The sequence below is a fragment of the Ktedonobacter sp. SOSP1-52 genome, assembly GCF_016587395.1.
In genome coordinates, this window is the sequence record NZ_BNJH01000005.1 from 377,927 (window position 1) to 397,457 (window position 19,531).

Annotated in this window: 15 protein-coding genes; 5 read left to right on the top strand and 10 right to left on the bottom strand. The window is 56.5% G+C overall.

Translation table 11 applies throughout. The annotated features are described in order from the left end of the window. Nucleotides 1-456 precede the first annotated feature (456 nt). Nucleotides 457-2,079, top strand: a complete 1,623-nt coding sequence (gene ggt, locus JMJ16_RS42345; RefSeq protein WP_201391396.1) for a gamma-glutamyltransferase — start codon at nucleotides 457-459, stop codon at nucleotides 2,077-2,079. A 78-nt stretch (nucleotides 2,080-2,157) separates the two neighbouring features. Here the strand turns inward: ggt and JMJ16_RS42350 are convergent, their stop codons facing one another. Then, nucleotides 2,158-4,458, bottom strand: a complete 2,301-nt coding sequence (locus JMJ16_RS42350) for an MMPL family transporter (protein ID WP_201391398.1) — start codon at nucleotides 4,456-4,458, stop codon at nucleotides 2,158-2,160. A gap of 260 nt (nucleotides 4,459-4,718) precedes the next feature. On the opposite strand from JMJ16_RS42350, the gene JMJ16_RS42355 reads away from it, so the two are divergent. Next, complete coding sequence (locus tag JMJ16_RS42355; RefSeq protein WP_255553288.1) at nucleotides 4,719-5,165, top strand: MerR family transcriptional regulator; 447 nt, start codon at nucleotides 4,719-4,721, stop codon at nucleotides 5,163-5,165. Between the two features lie 124 nt (nucleotides 5,166-5,289). Here JMJ16_RS42355 and JMJ16_RS42360 read toward each other — a convergent pair whose 3' ends face one another. From JMJ16_RS42360 to JMJ16_RS42385, 6 genes are all read right to left on the bottom strand, one after another. Continuing rightward, entirely contained in the window at nucleotides 5,290-6,660 is a 1,371-nt protein-coding gene (locus tag JMJ16_RS42360) for an NAD(P)/FAD-dependent oxidoreductase (protein ID WP_201391402.1), read from the bottom strand. 187 nt (nucleotides 6,661-6,847) lie between these two features. Further along, nucleotides 6,848-9,382: a S53 family peptidase gene (locus tag JMJ16_RS42365; RefSeq protein ID WP_236601938.1), complete on the bottom strand. Its 2,535-nt coding sequence runs from the start codon at nucleotides 9,380-9,382 to the stop codon at nucleotides 6,848-6,850. A gap of 458 nt (nucleotides 9,383-9,840) precedes the next feature. Continuing rightward, on the bottom strand, nucleotides 9,841-10,323 hold the full coding sequence (locus JMJ16_RS42370; RefSeq protein WP_201391405.1) for a hypothetical protein: 483 nt from the start codon (nucleotides 10,321-10,323) through the stop codon (nucleotides 9,841-9,843). Nucleotides 10,324-10,563: 240 nt separating this feature from the next. Beyond that, a complete protein-coding gene (locus tag JMJ16_RS42375; RefSeq protein ID WP_201391407.1) occupies nucleotides 10,564-13,569 on the bottom strand; it encodes a beta-galactosidase in 3,006 nt (1,001 codons plus the stop codon). A 77-nt stretch (nucleotides 13,570-13,646) separates the two neighbouring features. Further along, nucleotides 13,647-13,883: a substrate-binding domain-containing protein gene (locus JMJ16_RS42380; protein WP_236601939.1), complete on the bottom strand. Its 237-nt coding sequence runs from the start codon at nucleotides 13,881-13,883 to the stop codon at nucleotides 13,647-13,649. Nucleotides 13,884-13,917: 34 nt separating this feature from the next. After that, nucleotides 13,918-14,466, bottom strand: coding sequence for a D-lyxose/D-mannose family sugar isomerase (locus JMJ16_RS42385; protein WP_236601940.1), 549 nt, complete (start codon nucleotides 14,464-14,466; stop codon nucleotides 13,918-13,920). Nucleotides 14,467-14,681: 215 nt separating this feature from the next. Between JMJ16_RS42385 and JMJ16_RS42390 the strand changes: the two genes are divergently transcribed. The 3 genes from JMJ16_RS42390 (at nucleotide 14,682) to JMJ16_RS42400 (ending at nucleotide 16,545) form a co-directional block, all read left to right on the top strand. Beyond that, complete coding sequence (locus JMJ16_RS42390; protein WP_236601941.1) at nucleotides 14,682-14,831, top strand: AAA-associated domain-containing protein; 150 nt, start codon at nucleotides 14,682-14,684, stop codon at nucleotides 14,829-14,831. Between the two features lie 122 nt (nucleotides 14,832-14,953). Continuing rightward, nucleotides 14,954-16,003, top strand: a complete 1,050-nt coding sequence (locus JMJ16_RS42395; protein ID WP_201391409.1) for a hypothetical protein — start codon at nucleotides 14,954-14,956, stop codon at nucleotides 16,001-16,003. Nucleotides 16,004-16,083: 80 nt separating this feature from the next. Further along, nucleotides 16,084-16,545 carry a hypothetical protein gene (locus JMJ16_RS42400; protein ID WP_201391411.1) on the top strand — a complete coding sequence of 154 codons (462 nt, stop codon included), beginning with the start codon at nucleotides 16,084-16,086 and terminating at the stop codon, nucleotides 16,543-16,545. Here JMJ16_RS42400 and ilvC read toward each other — a convergent pair. The 3 genes from ilvC to panC are packed head-to-tail and all read right to left on the bottom strand — an operon-like array spanning nucleotide 16,542 to nucleotide 19,311. Continuing rightward, complete coding sequence (gene ilvC, locus JMJ16_RS42405; protein ID WP_201391413.1) at nucleotides 16,542-17,519, bottom strand: ketol-acid reductoisomerase; 978 nt, start codon at nucleotides 17,517-17,519, stop codon at nucleotides 16,542-16,544. The genes JMJ16_RS42400 and ilvC overlap by 4 nt on opposite strands. A gap of 23 nt (nucleotides 17,520-17,542) precedes the next feature. Then, on the bottom strand, nucleotides 17,543-18,400 hold the full coding sequence (gene panB, locus JMJ16_RS42410) for a 3-methyl-2-oxobutanoate hydroxymethyltransferase (protein ID WP_255553289.1): 858 nt from the start codon (nucleotides 18,398-18,400) through the stop codon (nucleotides 17,543-17,545). A gap of 26 nt (nucleotides 18,401-18,426) precedes the next feature. Continuing rightward, nucleotides 18,427-19,311, bottom strand: a complete 885-nt coding sequence (gene panC / locus JMJ16_RS42415; RefSeq protein WP_201391415.1) for a pantoate--beta-alanine ligase — start codon at nucleotides 19,309-19,311, stop codon at nucleotides 18,427-18,429. Nucleotides 19,312-19,531: the final 220 nt, after the last annotated feature.

The window sequence follows — 19,531 nt, forward strand, 5'->3', positions numbered from 1 at the left end:
CTCAAAACTTCTCACCACTGCATGGCTCACCAGTATGCGAAGCGTTGCAGACGCTGAGAATACATGATAACAAGAGGAACCGCGTTGTTACCTCAAAAAAACGTTGTCAGTTTATGTAATAGTAGATAACCTGAAGGAAGCAAGTGAGTCAGATTTTATTTGACAATTTTTGCCTGGGGAATAGGATAGAAAGGCAAATGCAACTTGCTTGTTAGTAACAATATAATATCAAATTGACCTTTGTCAAGCTTTTTGTCAAGGCTTAATGCAGAGATTTCCCTAGATATAAAGTAATAAAGAATGGTTGTAAAGTAATAAAGAGTGTTTGCTTTAAAGTAATAAAGAATGTTTGTTTGCTACTAGAATGTGATATACTTCGGTAAATTCCTGCTTAAGTAGCAGCATATTTGTAATCTCAATGCGTCTTGCATTGCTTATGGTAAAAGGAGGTTTCTCTTGGCCCTCACAGCAGGAGCACAGACATTTCCTCAACATCGTCCGGCTACCCTGGCCCGGCGGGGTATGGTTGCGGCCCCGCACTATCTGGCAGCGGAAGCCGGGTTAGATATCCTCAAGGCAGGTGGCAACGCGATTGATGCCGCCATCGCGGCGAGTGCCATGCTCCAGGTCGTCTATCCCTTTGTATGTGGTCTGGGCGGCGATGTATTTATGCTTATCTATGAAGGTGCTAGTGGAAAGCTCTACGGCTTAAATGGGAGTGGTCGCTCGGCTGGGACCGCGACCATTGAGCGCTATCATGAGCTGGGGTATGAACGCATGCCAGTGTTTGGTATTCACTCCGTCACTGTGCCTGGCTGTGCCAGTGGCTGGGGCGAGGCTGCGCAACGCTTTGGCCGCCTGGGATTAGGTGCGTCCCTGGCGCCCGCGATCTCCTACGCGGAAGAAGGCTTTGCCATTGGACCCGACCTGCACGCGGCCCTGACCAATGCTAGCGCCAGGCCCGACGTTCACCGTTCCTGGCATACCCATTTTCTCCCTGACGGTAGCGTACCCGCTCACGGGTCGATCATGCGTTTCCCCACGCTGGCGCGGACGCTACGTACCATCGCTAAAGAGGGGCCGGAGGCCTTCTACCAGGGCGCCATTGCCGAGCAGATCGCCAGCTTCTTCGCCCGCGAGGGGGGCTTGATTACGCGTGAGGACTTGGCAGCCCATCGCAGCGATTGGGTGACGCCCTTGAGCGTGCCTTTCGCGGGCCTGGATATCTATGAACTTCCCCCCAATACCCAGGGGGTGACGGCTCTGCAAATGCTGGGTATGCTGGATCAACTTCCTCTCGGGGCCTCTCCTCTTTCCGCCGAAACGGTTCACCTGGCGGTTGAGGCCAAGAAGCTGGCCTTCGCTGATCGCCAGGCTTACCTGACTGATCTCGGGCACATGCGCGTCGATCCTGCCTCCCTTATTGAAGCCAATTACCTGGCAAGCAGGCGCGCGCTGATCGATCCCCAGCGCGCACAGGCTTCTGTTGCTCCCGGCGGTTTTACGGGTGATACTGTCTATCTCTGCGCGGCGGATCGCGAGGGCAACGTGGTCTCGCTTATCCAGAGCAACTATATGGGCTTTGGCAGCGGCGTGGTCGTGGATGATACGGGAATTGTGCTGCAAAATCGGGGCGCGTATTTCTCGCTGGACCCGTCTGCCGCCAATGCCCTGGCGCCTGGGAAGCGTACATTGCATACGCTCATTCCCTCCATGGCCCTGCGCGAGGGGCGACCCGCTATCGTCTTTGGCAGCATGGGCGGCGATGGTCAGGCTCAGACGCACCTCCAGGTCTACACGGCCCTTGCCCGCTATGGTCTGAATATGCAGCAGGCCATTGAAATGCCGCGCTGGGTCCATGGTGCCATTCATGGTACCGGCGGCGAGACGCTGCTGATGGAGAACCGCTTCCCGAGCGAGACGGTCGAGACGCTGCGCAGCCTGGGACACGAGGTACAGGAGGGCAAGCCATGGCTCACGACCATGGGCTATGCCCAGGGTATCATTTTTGATCCCGCCACTGGCGTTATGCAGGGTGGCTCAGATCCCCGCGCCGAAGGCATCGCGGCTGGCTGGTAAGATGATGGATACAAGCAGGGTGCCTTCCCACATGGGAAGGCACCCTGCTTGTATCCATTTCTTATATTTGGAGTGGCCTCAAACGGGCGCGGTCTCTTCTTCTGGAGTATACAGTGTGCCTGTGGGCTGATCCTCCAGGGACTCGCGCAGGCCGAAGCGCTGCCAGAGTACTTGGAGGGGGCGAGGCGCCCACCAGTTCCAGGCTCCAAGCAGGTTCATCATCGCGGGTACCAGCAGGCCACGCACCAGGGTCGCGTCCATCAGGATAGCCAGCGAGATGCCGACGCCAATCTCCTGAATGACCAGGATGCGCGAGGAGGCGAAGGCTGCCACGACGATTGCCAGCAGAAGCGCAGCGCTGGTAATCAGCCAGCCAGTGCGTTGCAGGCCGGTCGCCACGCTCTCGCGGTTGTCCCCGCTACGATCAAATTGCTCCTTGATACGACTGAGCAGGAAGACCTCGTAGTCCATCGAGAGGCCGAAGGCGATGGCAAAGATGAGGATGGGCTGAGTGCTATCCAGGCTACCAAAGGCCCTGAACTGTAACAGGTTTTGCAGGTGTCCATCCTGAAAGATCCAGACCAGCGCGCCAAAGGTGGCGGTCAGGGAGAGCGTATTCAGGAGAATGGCCTTGAGCGGCATAATCAGCGAGCCAGTCATGAGGAAGAGCAGGACAAAGATCGCCACGCCCATCAGGAGCAGAGAGTAGGGGAACGTCGTCAGCAGGCTGGCGAACTGGTCCACATCTTCCGCTGGCGTACCACCCACCAGTCGGCTCAGGTCTGTGGGCGGCGTGATGGCACGTACATCTTTGACCAGGCTTCTGGCATCATCGGAGCTGGCATCCAGGTTCGCCGTCAAGATGATCTCGGTCACATTCTGCTTCGCCAGTTGTTTCGCCGCCTCTGTGATTTGCGGATTTGAAGCTGGATGCGCGTAGAGCTGCTGATATTGCGCTAGCGTCAGGCCGGGAACCAGGCTGACCACGCTCTGCACATTCGTGACATGTTTCAATTGTTTGAGCTTGCTGACATAGGTATCGAGCTTCGCCAGGTTCTCTGTGCTCAGTGCATCCCCCGGTGTGCGCACGGCAATCGTGAGCTGAGAGTTGCCCTGGTCAGGGAAGTTCTGCTTGAGCTGTTCAACTACGATGCGCGAGGAGGCATTCAAGGGCAGCGAGTGCTCATCGGTCTGCGAGAATGAAGCGTGCAGGAAGGGTGTACCCAGTAGGAGCAGAAAGGCAATAGACACAATCGTAATGGGAATGCTCCAGCGCATCACAAAGTAGGAGAGGCGGTACCAGACGCCCTGGCGTGTATCGCTGGCGGAACGCTGGCGGCGACGCAAGAGACGTTGTATGGAGAGCGCGTTCACACGATGCCCTAGCAGGGCCAGGATGGCGGGGAGAAGCGTGATTGATCCCAGCATCGCGACCAGCGCCGAAGCGATCATGGCCATACCTATCGAGCGCAGAACATCCTGGGGAAAGATCAGCAGGCTTATCAGGCTGGTGCAGACCGTCAGTCCGGAGAAGAGCACGGTGCGCCCGGCGGTCGCCATCGTACGCTGAATGGCCCTGCTCACCTGGTCAGGATTGCTCGCCAGCTCCTCGCGGAAGCGGGTAATGATAAAGAGTGCGTAGTCAATCGCCAGGCCCAGCCCGATAATGGTAATTACATTCGTGGCGAAGCTTGAGACGCTGGTAAAGGTTGTAATCACGCGCAGGATCGCGAACGAGCCAACAATGGCGAAGCCACCAATCAGCAAGGGGAGCAGCGCCGCGACCAGCCCATTAAAAATGAGCACCAGTAGCAAGGCTACCAGGGGCAGGGCGATAGTCTCAGAAAAGGCCAGGTCATGCTCCAATTGCTGGTTAAACTGGATATCGGTCGCCAGCGAGCCACCTATGTCGACATGCAGCGGAGGCGCCTTGAGCAGCGGGGTCAGGGCGTCATAGACCTTTGTCCCGCCCGCGCTAGTATTGACCTCCATATAGAGCAAGGCCTGGAGCTTGTCGTGCGAGAGAAAAGAAGAACTGTGAGTTGTGTAATAGGAGGCGAAGGCCGAGACCTCCGGGCGGGCCTTCAAGGTTGCGCTTAATTGCTGCGCGGCCTGCGCAAACTGCGGGTCGGTCGCCACCAGGTGCGGATCGCTGAGCAGGACCAGCACTGTATCAGTATTCTTGCCTTTGGAGGCAAAGGTGTTTTTGAGTAGATCGCGTGCCTGAATCGATTCGCTATGTGGGTCCTCGATACCAATGCCACGCAGAGCATCAAAGACCTGGAAACCATACAGAGCCATAAAAACGGTGAGTACAACTGCCAACAAAACCACCCACCACCGCGTCCGGTACAGCTTGTCACCAAGCCAGAGTAACATAGGGCATCCTTTCGCCATGTTAAGAAATACAACCCGCAACGCGGCAGCATTTCAATGTATGAATTCTCGAGACCTTTAGAGAGGAGAGATTCCTTACGAATAATACCATAGGAGCCCCGTTTACGGCGCGCCGATTTATTGGTAAATGTCCTGGAAAGTGGCTCTTCACTGTTTTGGTTACAGCTCACAACGCTCAAGAGAAACACTGAAAGCTCTTGACCTAAAGCACTTGAGGTTTTTATACTACGGATATGAATAAGATGTCATCTGTTCAGCATCAAGAAACATACACCATTCATGAAGTTGCTCAAAGAAGTGGGTTGAGCATTCCAACCCTCAGATACTACGAAGAGATAGGGCTTGTGCCTGATGTCGGGCGTGATACAAGCAGTGGTCATCGACGCTATAGTGCTGACACTGTGCAGATTATAGAGTCACTGGCAAATTTGCGTGCCGTTGGCATGAGCATAGAAGAGATGCGTACCTATCTGACACTTCGCGAGCAGGGCGACGAGACGGCAGTCGAAAAGCGAGAACTGTTTCAGGCACACGCCGAAGAATTGGGGAAGCAGATTGCGCGGCTGCAAATACGTCAACGCTACCTCTCGTTTAAAGTCACCTACTGGGATGCCCGTGCCCGTGGTGATCTGGACGAAGCCGCGCGCATCGCTCTTGAGTACGAGAGTATTGTGAAGGATTTAAGATAACTCATAAAGGTGGGAAGCAAAATGATGAGGTTATCTTGGTAAAGGGGTGTGGTGGCGGATGGGCAAAGCCCATCCGCCACCACACCCCTTTACCCTGCACGAAGCACAGCAGGTGCTGAACAGATTAATGGGAGGAGGATGGCCGAAGCACAGTCGTGACTTCGCTGGCGGCGCGATAGCCTGTGAGGAGGGCGCTATGGACTGTTCCGGTAAAGCCAAGCGTATCGGTGGCCTCGCCGGCGAAGAAGAGCGTATTTTCAAGCGGTTCAGCCAGGCGCGTGGGAGCATCTACGGCGCCGACGGGGACATAACTGTAAGCTCCACGTGAGTAGGGATCGCGGCTCCAGTTGTGGGTCGCGGTAGAGAGAATGTGAGACTGTAATGTCTCGACGGAGCGGCCAATTGTGCGTGAGAGGGCCTGAAGCGCCTGCTCAACGAGCGAGGCTTCGTCGGCCTCCGCCAGGGGCAGGGCCTGGGTGCCACCAACCCAGGCCGTCAGGGTCGGCACGCGCAGGGGTGCCTGAGTCCACCAGACGGGAAAGGTTGGGTCATCGCTACGCAGAAAGCCCAGGCCGGGTAGCGCTGTCTGCTGTTGCTCTCCCTCCTGTTCCCAGAAGAAATCATCGAAATGGAAGACGACGCGCATCGCGGCCCCCATACGCAGGTCCTGTGCCGCCTTCCACTTGCCTGGTAGATCCGGCTCATAGGCGATAGCTCCGCGTGCGCCTGCCGGAGCCTGCCAGACTCCCAGCGGTACCGTGACTATCGTGGCGCGTGCTTGCCAGTTCTCTCTCCCGCCCTGAGCATTACGCGTCTGCACCGTGACGCTGCCAGGAGACCAGCTAAGCCGCTGCACTTCCTGTTCATAGACGATGCTTTCGCTTCCAAGTTGCTGTACCAGCCAATCAACCAGGCGACTATAGCCGAAGAGGGGGCGAAACTGGCGCTCTTCGTTGATAGAGTCGGCCGCGTGCTGACTCCGCTGGAGCCAGTGGACGCTGACGTCCTCCAGGCGCGCGGCGTTAAAGCCTTCAATATAGGAGACAACCTGAGCACGTGCTTGTTGCCAGTGCTTGGAGGCAAAATGCTGTTGCAGAAAATCCTGCGCCGAGCAATCTGGTCCTACGTAGGCGTATAGGGCCGCGAGGATGGTCGCGCTTCCCTTTACATCCTCGTGTGCATCTAATACCTGCCCTGAGTGGATAAAAGAGAAGGTACCGCTCTCCTCATTGAGGAGGAGTCCAGCCTCATTAAAGAGGGAGAGCAGATGTGGCTCCATGCCATGCACGAACTCGGCCCCCAACTCGCTCCAGGCGTTCGACCTTGCGCCATTTATATGAGAGGAAGGCTGCTGATGCTCCACGGTGGCAATACGGCCCCCGGCGTGGTTGCGTGCCTCCAGAATTGTCACCTGGTAGCCCTGGCGTTGTAATTTGAGTCCGGCTCCCAGGCCGGCGATACCGGCACCAATGATGAGCACATCCGTCGTGGGCATAAACAATTTCCTCTCTTCTCCTACATCTGTTCAATTGGTTCTCTCAGTATTGTATCCCAACAGGCGAGTGTTGTACCACACCTTCTTTTCAACAGAGACACGCAAAACAGAGAAAAGCGAGGGCGCAGCCTTTTTAAAGGCTACGCCCTCGTCGGATAACGTGGTCACCAGTCAGGAAGCCAGGGAGCTAGGGAGTGGTGATGTTCAAGGCCGCATCATCAACGAAGAAGTTAGTTGGCAATGATGAGTCGGTTGTTCCCTGGAAGTAGACCTGGACCGTTTGCCCCTTGTAGGAACTCAACGTCGAACTCACATCAAAGGTATATTGTTTCCATCCGCTCGCCGTGTTATTGCACAACGATTTGACCGTCGAGATCGTGGAACCGCTACTGGTACGCAAGCGAGCATAGAAGTAGTCATAGCAGGTGCTACCAGACTCCTGTGTGCTGACATAGAGCCAGAAGGTGAACTTGATCGTTGTGGCAGTTGAGGGAATGGCAACAGACTGCCAGATCTGATCGTTACAGTTATTGTAACCACACTGGTAGGCGCTATAACTACCGCTATGAGCAAGTGTCGTGTCGATAAGCTGGTAACCGCCGCTCGAACTCTCCTGCCAGGGAGTTTGCCCATTCTCAAAGCCAGGATTCGCGAGCGCCTGAGTGGTGGTGCCGCCGCCCGAGGTCGTGACCGTGACCGTAACGGAGGCAGTATGCGTAGCACTTCCCTCGGTACCCGTGACTGTAACGGTATAGGTTCCCGCCGCGACCGACGAGCCTACGCTGACTGTCAAGGTCGAGGAACCGCCCGCCGTGACCGAGGTGGGGCTCAGCGACGCGGTTGGGCCAGCAGGCGAGACGCTCGCGGTGAGGCTCACTGTGCCCGCCGATCCAGTTGTGACTGCTGTACTGATGATAGAGGTGCCATTGCCACCCTGGGCGATTGAGAGACTGGTGGGGCTGGCGCTGATAGAGAAGTCATTGGTGCCGCCGCCAGTGGTGCCGGCTGCGTCACGCGCGAAGTTCCAGGCGTCTGGGGTGCCAATGCCGGTCGCCAGGTCATAGCCGGTGCCCGCATTGTAGTGGAGATTATTGCCGCTGGTCACATCGTGATAGGCCGTATAGGTCTGGCTGGTATTGAAGAGGGTATAGAGCTCGGCATTAACGTTGCCAAGCGTGCTCTTGCCCTGGCCTGCCAGGTAGGAGTTAACGTCCGCGGCCACGCCAGCCCATAGGGGAGCCGCCGCGCTGGTGCCGCCAACTGCGATCCAGCCTGCCGAGCCGGAGGAGCAGCCGGATGCGCTCACGGTACAGTAAACGGAGTAGCCGGACGCGGGATCGGCATCGGCCGATACATCGGGAACGTGGCGCATACTGTTGCTATCCACACCCGTGCCACTCTGATAGGATGGCTTGGAGAAGTAGGTGCTATAGCCACCGCCACCGCCCGAGCCTTTGGGGCTGCGCTGGGTATCATTGGGATTGGACCAGGCCGACTCACTACCGTAGCTGCTGCCACTTCCCAGTTGCAGGTTGGTACCACCAACACCAACCACGTGAGGATCGTCAGCAGGCGAATCTACTGCCAGGCTGGTATTGTTGCAGTCGTAGGCGCCCGAGTCGCCCGAGGCCGCGAAGAAGGATTGTCCCTGCGAAGAACCCTGAAGGAAAATATTATCCAGGGCGCTTAGCTCAGAGGTGCCCGAAGAGGCCTCACAGAGACCCCAACTGGTGCTGGTGACCTTGGCGACATTATCGGTAACGATCTTGTTATAGGTATCGTTGACACCGGTTGTCGAGTTGGGTCCGATGTAAATTTTCTGCGTCGCTCCTGGCGCGATGGCCGAGACAACCTCCATATCCAATTCAACCTCGATGGCGCCAGCACCCGCTGTATTGGTGGCCCCATCCACCAGGACATTGGAGTACTTCGCCGATCCCAGGCTGTACTGGCTGAGATAGGTGTTGACGTCCGAGGCGTTATACCCATCCAGCTCAAAGATAGCGACGGTTTGCCCGCTGCCATTGGCGCTGCTGATCAGCGAGTTCATGTCGTAGGCAGTACGCAGATCGGTCGGCGTATAGCCACCGCCAGGGCCTGCGGCAGGTGCCATGTGCTTTGCGGGATGATAATGCGCCGCATTGTCCAGGCCGCTGATGTTGAGCACCAGACCAGAGAGATTGGCTGGGACAGACGGTTCGCTGGTAGGAGCGTAGACGGTGCTCCCATTGAGTGCGTAATCGGCGATTGTGATGTTGAAGGCGCGCTCAACGGCAGAGAGAGATCCAGATGCATCGATTAAGAGACGATTTGAAGCAACCGAACTGACCTGTAAGCCCTGGCTGTGCAGGTAGTTGACGACTGACCTGACGCTAGCTTCAGTGGGGCTAAACTGCGCGGTGAATTGCTGGGGCGTCAGATACTGGTGATACAACGAGGAATGTGGGTCGCTCTGAGCGCGTACCAGGGCCTCCAGCGCGCTTTTATTGCGCAGATTGAGCGCGATAGAGAGTTGGAGTTGCCGGTTTGCAGACGAGGTGTGTAGAGGCGAGTGGTGCTGTAAGGCGGGAACCAGGTGCCCGGATATGACTGAGCGTCCACTGGGCGGCGCCGCTAGAACGGCGGTAGAATGTAAGAGAAACGCTGGCACGATCATCGTAATCGTAGCCAGGACGAGGATCGCCCAACGCCGGGGCGATAGTCGAAGAAATGTGTTCTTCAAGGCTGAACCTCGCTCTAGAAGCCCTGGCGCGCGCTAGCGGCCCTGGCTCCCCTACTCTACCAGGATGGTGAAAGATAGTCGCCACCTGGTCACAGTACACAGAAGGGGATACAGTTTGTGTCCCTTCTCAAGGTGAAACGGGTAGTCTGCCTCCACCCTGCCAGCAGGCAAAAGGATGGATTAGGAGAATATTACCTCATCATGCTTTCGTATCACTTCAGCCACGCCTTCTGCACTCAATGCCCTTTCGGAGCGCTTTCATGTATTGAAAATGCTCTATGTCTTACCCCATCTTCTCTAAGTACTGTCTCTCAGACAAAGACTTATATAAGACATCTGTTCGCTTTTGTCTCAGCTCGCAAGCCCGCCTAACATCCCCATACCATCCTACCCTTTAAGCGCCGCAGGCGCGCAAGCTTACGCTAGGGACAGACCTTGGAGAAGTCGCGGAAAATTGCCTACGGTTTGCTTGTCACGCTTGAGTAGAGCGCCTGAGGATCAACGGTGCCATAATCCAGTTGTGCATTTTGTATCTTATGCTGTAGATCTATGTTGGAGGCGTTTGTGGTTGGAGGATGCTGAGGATGCTGCAAGAATAAAATAGTGAACAGGCTACCCGCACTTATGGCAACTACGAGTACAAGAATAAAGGCCAGGATAAGCCCAAATTTTCCCCGCCGCTTTGGTTTCCTGGGCACAAATGGCGTAATCACTACAGGGGCGTAAGCTTGCATAGGCTGAGCGACTGGTGCATAGGTCGTATAGGGTGTGGGTGCTTGCCAGGTTTGCAAGCCTGACTTAGCATATTCGCGGAAGGCAGTTTCTTCCACAAAGAGCTCAGTCGGCTCAAAAGGCTCAGGAGGATTTTGAACCGAGGCCTGGCAGGAAGGACAAACTCCACTTCCTGCGGGTAGTTCTGCATGACAGATACGACATTGCATACGTGTTCTGTTTCCTTACATGTACTGATATGCTCTCAAATGGATGTGCTTGATTATGCCATATATCTGTCTGCTTGTATAGAGAGAAAGAGAGGGCAGGTGCTGATACCCTCTCATAGCTGGTTATAGTGACTCAGCGCGGCAATTGTTCCCCTCTACTCCCGGCAGGCAGACAAACAAGGTAGGGGCGCCCTTTAGAAGCACCTACCTTGCTTACCTACCTGCATAGGCGAGGAGGCCTTACCGAGAAAGCTGGATGCCGCCGAAGCAGATTACTTCCTGGCCCTGGATGAGGACGGCACCGGCCCGGTTGGGGGAGACCTCTATCCAGAGTCCTGGCTGGACCTCCAGGCGCTCAGGCTGGGCGCTTTCGGAGACGTAGAGGGCGAGTTCGCCCTGGGCCAGCGACTGCTTGATGGCCAGCACCGGGCTATCCTGCTGGATGCTCTTGCTCTCCATATCAAGCACGAGCTGGTAGACCTGGCGTAGCACGTCGCGACTGGCTGAATGCTCCAGCGGTACGCCCGACCAGGCGACCTTGCCCTTGCCCAGGTGGGAGACCTTGAGCCGGTTGTGGGCTTTGCGAATATAGGATAGCTTCTCGCGCTCGAAGCTAAGCTGGCAGCGCTCCAGGCCTTCTCCCTCCAGGTATTCATAGTGACTTACTGGCCTGGGATCACTTCCCTGAACCTCTTCAGTGAACATGGCCGGTACATACTGCCGGTTATGTGTGTCGCGGGTCACGACGCCACTCACAAAGAGGGTGCTTCCCTGCTCTACAAAGCTCTGGAGTGCCTGCCAGGCGTTGGTGTCAAATGCCTGAATGCCTGGTGCGAAGATAAAGTGGGGTCGCTGTTCTGTCTGTGCCAGTTCTACGAGCTGGTGTTCCCCGACCATCTGGGGCACGATGCCAAAGTCATAGCCCAGGACGCGAATGCTCTGCCGGATGGCTTCTATGGCCAGCTCGGGGCGTACGAACCATTGCGAGTAGGGGATAACAACCCACACTTCTGGCAGGGGACCCTCCTTCGCCAGGTGCGGCTGAATGCTCTGCATCAGGCGCCCAAATTCTAACATGACGCCCAGTTCGGGTTTGGCGCTACCATCGGCGCGTACCAGGCCGATGCTGTTCTCGTTCTCATTCGCCATATAGGAGTTAATGTGCCAGAGCCACTGGATCAGGCCCGCGCTGCGCGCGATCAAGGTCATGATAAATTTGCGCTCCAGCAAGTTGGCCTGCTCCTGCTCGCTGCGCCAGGGACGCCCGTCCACATCGCGCACGAACATGACGCCAACCTCCTGCTGGAGATTAGGTTTTTCCACTGTCTTGTCCAGTAGCATATCGCAGAGCATGTCGTCGATATTCCACCAGGGGTGTGTGGTCGTGTAATCGACGACGGGGGCGTAAAACTGCGGGGAGATACGTGCGCCAGCCTCATCCTGGCCGACACCTATCAGGGTCTGGCTGCCCGCGTCGCGGATCGCGGCATTCATGCGCTCGACCCAGCGCGTAAATATCTCCTGGGAGAAGAGGGTATAGTCCATGACCTTGAGCATATGCCGGTTCGCGGTGTAGCGCGGAGTGGTTTCGTAATCCCTGGCCTGCGGCAGGCTTACCTGCTCCCAGCGCTCCAGGTTTGCTGTGGTCTCGCGCCAGCGCGCGCGTAGCTCGGCCAGGCTGTAGCGCTGCGCGAGCCACTGCTGGAACGCGGCCACTTCAAAGCGGTCATAGTTGGGGATGGGGCGCTCGCTGAAGATACGTTTGGGATCGCCAAAGCTGGGTTCGTTGATCAGGTCCCAGGAGACGCTCTGAACCGCTGCGTAGCGCCGTGCGAAGGCCGCGACGAACTCCTGCTGCCCCTCGATAGAGCGTGGATCGAGCCAGGGATTCTCGCCCTCGAAGAGTGGAGGTGAGAAGGCAAAGAAGTTGAAAATGACCTGGATATCGTGCCTGGCAGCCGTCATGACGAAGGCATCCAGCGCCCGGAGCGCGGCCTCATTCGGGATGCCTGCTACAAACATGAAATCACGCCACGCTGTCCAGATGCCGGTGCGGATGAGGTTAATTCCAGCACGCTTCATGGCAGCGAAGTCGCGCTCCCAGCGCGCCGGGTTGGGCAAGGTCAGGAATTTGCGCTGCACCTGACTATCCATATAGGTGGTACCAAAGATGTGGAAGCGCTCCCCCTGCTGATAGAGGTAATCACGGCCCGCCGTTAAGCGTTTATTTTGTGTGCTCTCGACCAGGGCCTCATTCCAGAGCCAGAAGCCGTTTTTGCGCTGGATGGCTGTTACCTGGGCGCCATATGTCGAAACCTCGATCTCGTAGAGGCCAGGTATTTTTAGGGTTGGCAACTGGATGCGTTGCTCGCCCGCTACCCCTCCAGGGAACGTTAGCTCTCGGGTCTCCAGGATTTCGCCGCCAGGCGTTGAAATGATAACGCGAGCCTGCAAGGTGTGGCGTGAGCGTGTGGAGACCAGGACCGTGGGTGCCTCGCCAGGCTGATAGCAGGCGAATTGTGGGTGTGCCTCCAGCGTATGCATGCCCTCGGCTGTCAGGAGCAGGCTTTTCTGGAGTGCGTCCGCATTGGCGAGCCAGTCCTCTTTAGTGGTAGGCTGCCAGGGAGAGATCAGCCAGCGCCCACCCTTAAAATGCCCCGAGCGCTGGTCGAGCATCATAAGCGGTGTGGCGAGTGGTTGGGCCTCCGCTTCGTCAGCGTTACGCAGGAAGAGGAGTGGTGTCAATTGGGTGTCTATGGGACCTGACGATCCCAGGTCGGCAGGCTGGTCGTTGGCCTGCGTCAGCATGGGGTAAAAGGACCAGAAGTTTCCGGCCTGGGCACCTGAGAGTTGCCAGGGCTGCTCACGCAGGAAGGCGGCCTCCTCCGAGGGGGCCAGGCACAGGCTGGTAGTGGGCAGGTGCAGCGGGTAGAAGGGTCCCAGGTAGAGCTGCTCCGTGTAGGCCTGTTGCTCGGAGAGGACGCCCCCCTCGCTATCTACGGGTCGCGTGAAGGGCATGCCGCCAAAAATGGCGAGGTTGCCACCCTGCTGGAGGAAGCGCAGAATGGCTGGCCAGGCCTGCTCAGGGAAATAAGCGCCATGAAAGGATACCAGGAGTGTGCACTCCTGGGCCAGCGCTGTGGGCAACTCCTGGGCATTCGCCACCTGGAAATCCCCTGGCACCAGGCGTGTTAGCTCTTCAGGTGAGCAGCCGCCTGGATAAGTCGCGTCATGAAATACAAGCATGCTTTGATTTGTTGGGAGTGGTTGGAACATAGTGGAGCTTTCTATTACAAAATAATGCCAATTGTAAGGTTGCTATATTACGCGCGGCGGGCAGCGGCCGAGGCGCGTTTGACCAGTTCTACGTTGATGATGCTGGCCGAGCTGACCATATCGGGATCGGCTGCTTGCATGAGCAGGCGTTTGACTGCGATGCTTCCCAGGGCCTCCTTATCGACGTGAACGGTGGTCAGGGCTGGTGTGAGGCGCTCGACCATAGCGATATTATCAAAGCCAACGATGGAGATGTCTTCGGGAATAGAGCGTCTACGCTCCATGCAGGGAAGGTTCAATGAAATAATTGAAGCATTGCTAGGCCTCTGCGATCTCGGGCTGGCGACGGATGCGGGGATCGGTGAAAATATCATATTCATCGCGGCTGGTGCTCGAAAACTCTGAGACGATGGCTCCCTCTGCGCCAGCCTGGAACCAGTGCAGGGTGTCGGGGGGAATCGTGTATTGCTCGCCGGGATGAAGCTCGATCTCATGGGAAACGGTATAGTAGTCCTCGCTCCCTGTGGGAATGTGCGCCTGGATTGTTATTTCCGGCTCGCCTTCAACATAGAGCCAGACTTTACCCCAGCGGCAGCGAAAGGTTTCCATCTTTCCTGGGGTTGCGTCTATAGGTGGATGTTTGTGCTCAGGGCAGGTCTGGTGTGGTAAGAGCACAAGCTCTTTGGCGCAGTAGCGATCAGTGTTGATGTAAGTGATGAGTTCGAGTCCTGTGCGTTCAATTTCGCCCAGTCCAAAGTCCGCAATTTCGATTGCCTTATGTTCTTCAGGTGTGAGAAGAATGCCCTGTTGGGCAAGCATCTTAGCGGTTCGGACTTGAAGTTGATCAACCTGGCTCTGTTTCAGCATAAAATAACCATCCTTTTAAGTTCCACTTCATCTGCTCAGTATTATACTAGCCCAGACATCTTGTCTGGAGAACTCAACCTATATCATATCTACTCATTCCAATTATAGCAATGTGGAATGTAGTACCTGCTGAACACGTCGAAGTATGGAAGATAGTGGTATTTCAGGAAATATTGCGCTTGAGAGAGCTTTTATTGAGCGTTTTTTGATCTAGGATGCTTAAACACTTCAGTGATGATGAGGCCTGGTCCCAGCTCGAAACGATTATTAACTGGGGGTGCTACGCTGAGTTGTTCTCCTATGTTGAAGATCGCAGTGTCTTCCGCCTGGAGAATCCTGAAACGAGCGAGAGTGTCAGAAGTTAAAGACTAGAGGTAAGCCTGGAAACGAACGAGGAGAGGCTAACCAAACTGGCTAGCCTCCCCTCGTTCGTTGCTCAATGTGCCTATTGCTCGATGATATGAAATATCAATGGTGATTACCCCTATTGCAATCTGGTCCAGATAGTCCTATCCGGACGTTGGATGAAGCCAGAACAATCATCACGCGTATTGGCGAGGCGCTAGCTTATGCTCACGAGCGCAAAATTGTGCATGGCAATCTCACTGCGCATAGCGTCCTTTTCAATGCCAACAATGAGGCCTTGCTCACTGATTTCACTATCATTTCTCTGCGTGCGAATGTCTCTCCTGAGATGCCAACTGGCCAGGTGTCTGACATCAACAGCGAACAAGGCGACCTGCGTGCCCTGGTCAGTATGTTTGCTACTCTCCTCAGTAGTGGACAGAGTTCGGCAGCCTCCTCCAATGGGCGTCCTATCAGTTCGCTTGGTAACTGGTTGCCACAAACGCGCATTACCCTTACTGCATCAGTACCACTACCTATCCAGGCCGCGATCAACCGTGTGCTCGATGCTGAATCTCAGCCAGGCTTTGCAAGTGTTAAGGATTTTCTGGCAGCTATTCAGATGCCTATGTCAACCGATGAAGATGCTAAAACTGAGTCACCTCAGTCAACTGCTCCTGGTAAAATAACTGGTATTTTGCCAGATGTATCTGCTGAGGTTTCCAGAAGCGTTAGCCAGGGGCTTCAGGAGGATGTGGAGACGCAACGTCCAGCCTTTCCATCACGCCCAACCACCTCTACACCTACACCTCTTTCCAGAACAAGAACTCCAGACCAGTCAGCACATATGACGAGACCTCTGTCTTCAGATCGCCCACTGGCGAGCAACAGACAGATATCACGTATGCTGGAGTCACAGCCTCCGTTACAGGCAAAAAAAGCATTTCCTGGCACGGCTTCAACTTGTACACCAGTGACACCACTGCCCATTCCATCGTTAGGAGCGAACAGCGAGCCCGAGGCGAATCATGCCCAGGCTACGCAAAAGTTGCAGTCATCAGACGCGCAGGCTGCGAAGCTGGCGCCCTCAGCGCAATCGGAGCCAAGGGCACGCCCTCGCCTTCAGGCAATCGTAGGAGTGTCTTTGTCCTGGGAACCTCTGTCGTCGTTCTTGCCTGTATTTGCGTGGTAACGCTCATTTACGCGTTCCAGCGGTCTGATACATCCACTCATATACCGTTGCAAGCCCTCGCGACCGCTAGCCAGCAACAGATGGATACCAGTACTACACCAGGGTTTTCCCCTACCTCAAAGGCGACAAGCCCATCCGGGTCAGGGGGAGTTCAGAATACGCCCCAGACGTATGTGACGCCCAAACCTGGTCAGGCCCCCTCGACCCAGGCTAATAACACACCTACCACCGGTCAGCCTGCGACCAATCCAACGACGGTCGTACCAACTCAAGCACCAGCCCCAAAGGCCTTCTATTCGTTTGAAGGAAGCGCTCAAGGCTGGTCAGGCGAGTCTTGCGATGTACAGGGCAGTGCTCAATATGCCTATGCAGGCGCGAATTCTCTCGAGGCGAAGAATATCGCTTCTTACTCCTATGCCTATGCCTATGCCTATGGCGCGACGATATCTCAGGGGGAAACCATCACCTTTTATGTCTATGTACCAGCAGGCTCCTCGTCGGTCTCGGCCGACGTCTATATCGACGCCGTAAGCTGGAGCTAAAGCATCTTGCGCATTCTGCGCCCGACCTCCTCGATGGGGTGCTCGGCGTCCTTGCGCCGCATGGCCGAGAGGCTGGGAAGCCCAGCCTGGTTCTCCAGAATCCAGTCGCGAGCAAAGGTACCATCCTGGATGTCTTTGAGGGTGCCGCGCATCTGTTCGCGGGTGTGCTGGTCGATGATGCGCGGCCCGGTGACGTAGTCGCCATACTCGGCGGTGTCGCTGATGGCCTTGTGCATCTGGTTGATGCCGCCCTGGTAGAGCAGGTCTGCGATGAGCTTGACCTCTTGCAGACAACAGGTATAGGCGATCTCCGGCTGGTAGCCAGCCTCGACCAGGGTCTCGAAGGCGGTGCGGATGAGTGAGGTGAGGCCGCCGCAGAGAACGACCTGCTCGGCGAAGAGGTCGGTCTCAGTCTCCTCACCGATGCTCGTTTGGATGACGCCGACGCGAGTACAGCCCAGGCCATGCGCGTAGGCCAGCGTGAGCGCCTGGGCCTGCCCGGTCACGTCCTGCTGCACCGTCCAGAGCGCGGGAATACCCTTGCCCTCGCTATACAGGCGGCGCAGCATAGGACCCGGCCCGTTGGGTGCGACCATGGCCACGTCGATATTGGATGGTGGAACAATCTGCCCGTAATGCAGGCTAAAGCCGTGTGCTACCATGAGCATCTTGCCATCGGCCAGATGTGGCCGAATATCCTGCTCATAGAGCGCGCGCTGGTGCTGATCGGGGACCAGCAGCATAATAATATCCGCCTCTTGTGCGGCCTTGCCGGGCAGAACAGGTTGCCAGCCATGAGCGATAGCCCGCGCGCGGCTCTTGCTTGCCTCGGGGAGGCCAACTACCACGTTATAGCCGCTGTCGCGCAGGTTGAGGGCATGGGCATGCCCCTGGCTGCCATAGCCAATGATGGCGATCCGCTTCCCTTGTAGTACGGTAGGATCGACATCGCCCTCGTACGATATATGTGCCATGATGTTTGATTTTATCCTGTTTTTTAATCTTCTATATTCTGTTCGCGTTCCTTCAGGAGGGCCTCCAGGACGCTTTTCTCCATGTGGTAGGTCTCTTTTTCAGCGGGGAAGCTCCCCTCGCGCACATCGGCGCTGTAGCGCTGGATGGCTTCTATGGCGGTATCAGCCAGGTTGGCGTATTTGCGCACAAATTTGGCTACAGGCTGTTTGTGCAGTCCGAGCAGGTCGTGGAAGACTAGGACCTGGCCATCGCAGTGTGGACCCGCGCCAATACCAATCGTGGGTACGGCTACCTCCTGAGTGACGATCTGGGCCAGACTATCGGGAATGCCTTCAAGGACGATGGCGAAGACTCCCGCCTGCGCCAGGGCCCTGGCGTCTGCGATCAGGTCGCGCGCGGCCTGGATGCTCTTGCCCTGTACCTTGTAGCCGCCCATGGCGTGTACGGATTGGGGTGTCAGGCCCAGGTGGCCCATGACAGGTATCTCGGCGTCTAGAATGGCCCTGACCACGGGTAGGCGCTTGCGTCCGCCCTCCAGCTTGACCGCTCCGGCCTTGCCCTCGCGTACCAGGCGACCAGCGTTGCATACGCTTTCCTCGACAGAGACGTGGTAGCTCAGCCATGGCATATCGACGACGACCAACGCGTTTGGGTTGGTGCGTGTGACGGCGGAGGCATGGTGCAGGATGATATCGACGGTGACGGCCAGGGTATCCTCATAGCCCAGGACGACCATGCCCAGGGAGTCGCCAACGAGCAGCATATCGACTGCCGCGCTATCCGCGATCTGGGCTGAGGTCGCGTCATAGGCGGTTACCATGGTGAGTTTCTGTCCGTTCTTGCGAGCGAGAATGGCAGGTGCGGTTATTTTTTCACTCAAGATTGTTCTCTCTTTTTCTTCTTCTTCTACGTGTGCTGAGAGCTCAAGATGCCCGTGTCCCAGGTGCCATCGGTGTGCAGGGCGAAGTTATCGATCAGGCGCACTGATCCCAGGCGGACGGCGAGCAGGAGGAGCGCGGGGGCTTGTAGCCGTTCGAGTGGTAGGAAGGTCTCCGCGTCGCGTACCTCAGTGTAGTCCAGGTGCGCCTGGGGTTCTTGCGCCACAATCTCGGCCATGGCCTGCATCACAGCAGCGGGGTTGCTCGTGGGTTGAGCCTCAAAGGCCTGTCGACCGGCCTGTAAAGCCTGGTAAAGTATGGGGGCTGCGGCGCGGGTGGCTGGTTCAAGATAGCTGTTACGGCTACTCATGGCCAGTCCATCGGCTTCACGTACGGTCGGGCGGACGCGCAGCGTGACGGGCAGATTGAGGTCGCGTACCATGCGTGTGATGACCGCGACCTGTTGCGCGTCCTTCTGACCGAAGTAGGCCCGCTGAGGTTGTATGAGTTGAAATAATTTGAGCACCACCGTGGCCACGCCGCGAAAGTGATTGGGGCGCGAGGCGCCCTCGCCTTGTTCAACCAGGGAACCCTGTGGCTCGACAAAGGTTGTGAAGCCCGGGGGATACATCTCGCTCGCAGTAGGCGTAAAGACCACGTCCACGCCTGCCGCCGCAAGCATATGCAGGTCTCGCTCCAGATTACGAGGATAGCGCTCCAGGTCCTCGTTGGGACCAAACTGCGTGGGATTGACAAAGATGCTAGCGACAACGGTCGCGTTCTCGGCGCGCGCCGTTTGAAAGAGGGAGAGGTGCCCCTCGTGGAGGTAGCCCATCGTAGGCACGAGGCCAACCGGACCGCTCCACTGCGAGCGCGCATATTCTATCTCATGAATAGTCCTGACTATTCGCATACGTCATTGAGTCCTGTCTGTGTTCTTACCATTTATAATAACCCATGCGGCGAAGAGTTGCGATAGGCAAAATTCCCATGCTTGGGAAGCAATATGCGTGTTTGTATGTTTGGTAACTAAACTATACCTTCTCATGCCCCTTTGCAGTAGAGCTTTTGTGCTTGATTGTAACATAAAAAGCACCTGGAACACTTCAGATCCAGGTGCTTTTTATGTAAAT

What these genes read in the sequence shown, in the direction of transcription:
- JMJ16_RS42400 (WP_201391411.1), top strand. Translation starts at nt 16,084, where the DNA reads ATGGATACCAGTACTACACCAGGGTTTTCCCCTACCTCAAAGGCGACA.
- JMJ16_RS42350 (WP_201391398.1), bottom strand. Translation starts at nt 4,458, where the DNA reads ATGTTACTCTGGCTTGGTGACAAGCTGTACCGGACGCGGTGGTGGGTG.
- JMJ16_RS42370 (WP_201391405.1), bottom strand. Translation starts at nt 10,323, where the DNA reads ATGCAATGTCGTATCTGTCATGCAGAACTACCCGCAGGAAGTGGAGTT.
- JMJ16_RS42390 (WP_236601941.1), top strand. Translation starts at nt 14,682, where the DNA reads ATGCTTAAACACTTCAGTGATGATGAGGCCTGGTCCCAGCTCGAAACG.
- ilvC (WP_201391413.1), bottom strand. Translation starts at nt 17,519, where the DNA reads ATGGCACATATATCGTACGAGGGCGATGTCGATCCTACCGTACTACAA.
- panC (WP_201391415.1), bottom strand. Translation starts at nt 19,311, where the DNA reads ATGCGAATAGTCAGGACTATTCATGAGATAGAATATGCGCGCTCGCAG.
- JMJ16_RS42380 (WP_236601939.1), bottom strand. Translation starts at nt 13,883, where the DNA reads ATGGAGCGTAGACGCTCTATTCCCGAAGACATCTCCATCGTTGGCTTT.
- JMJ16_RS42375 (WP_201391407.1), bottom strand. Translation starts at nt 13,569, where the DNA reads ATGCTTGTATTTCATGACGCGACTTATCCAGGCGGCTGCTCACCTGAA.
- JMJ16_RS42385 (WP_236601940.1), bottom strand. Translation starts at nt 14,466, where the DNA reads ATGCTGAAACAGAGCCAGGTTGATCAACTTCAAGTCCGAACCGCTAAG.
- JMJ16_RS42355 (WP_255553288.1), top strand. Translation starts at nt 4,719, where the DNA reads ATGTCATCTGTTCAGCATCAAGAAACATACACCATTCATGAAGTTGCT.
- JMJ16_RS42360 (WP_201391402.1), bottom strand. Translation starts at nt 6,660, where the DNA reads ATGCCCACGACGGATGTGCTCATCATTGGTGCCGGTATCGCCGGCCTG.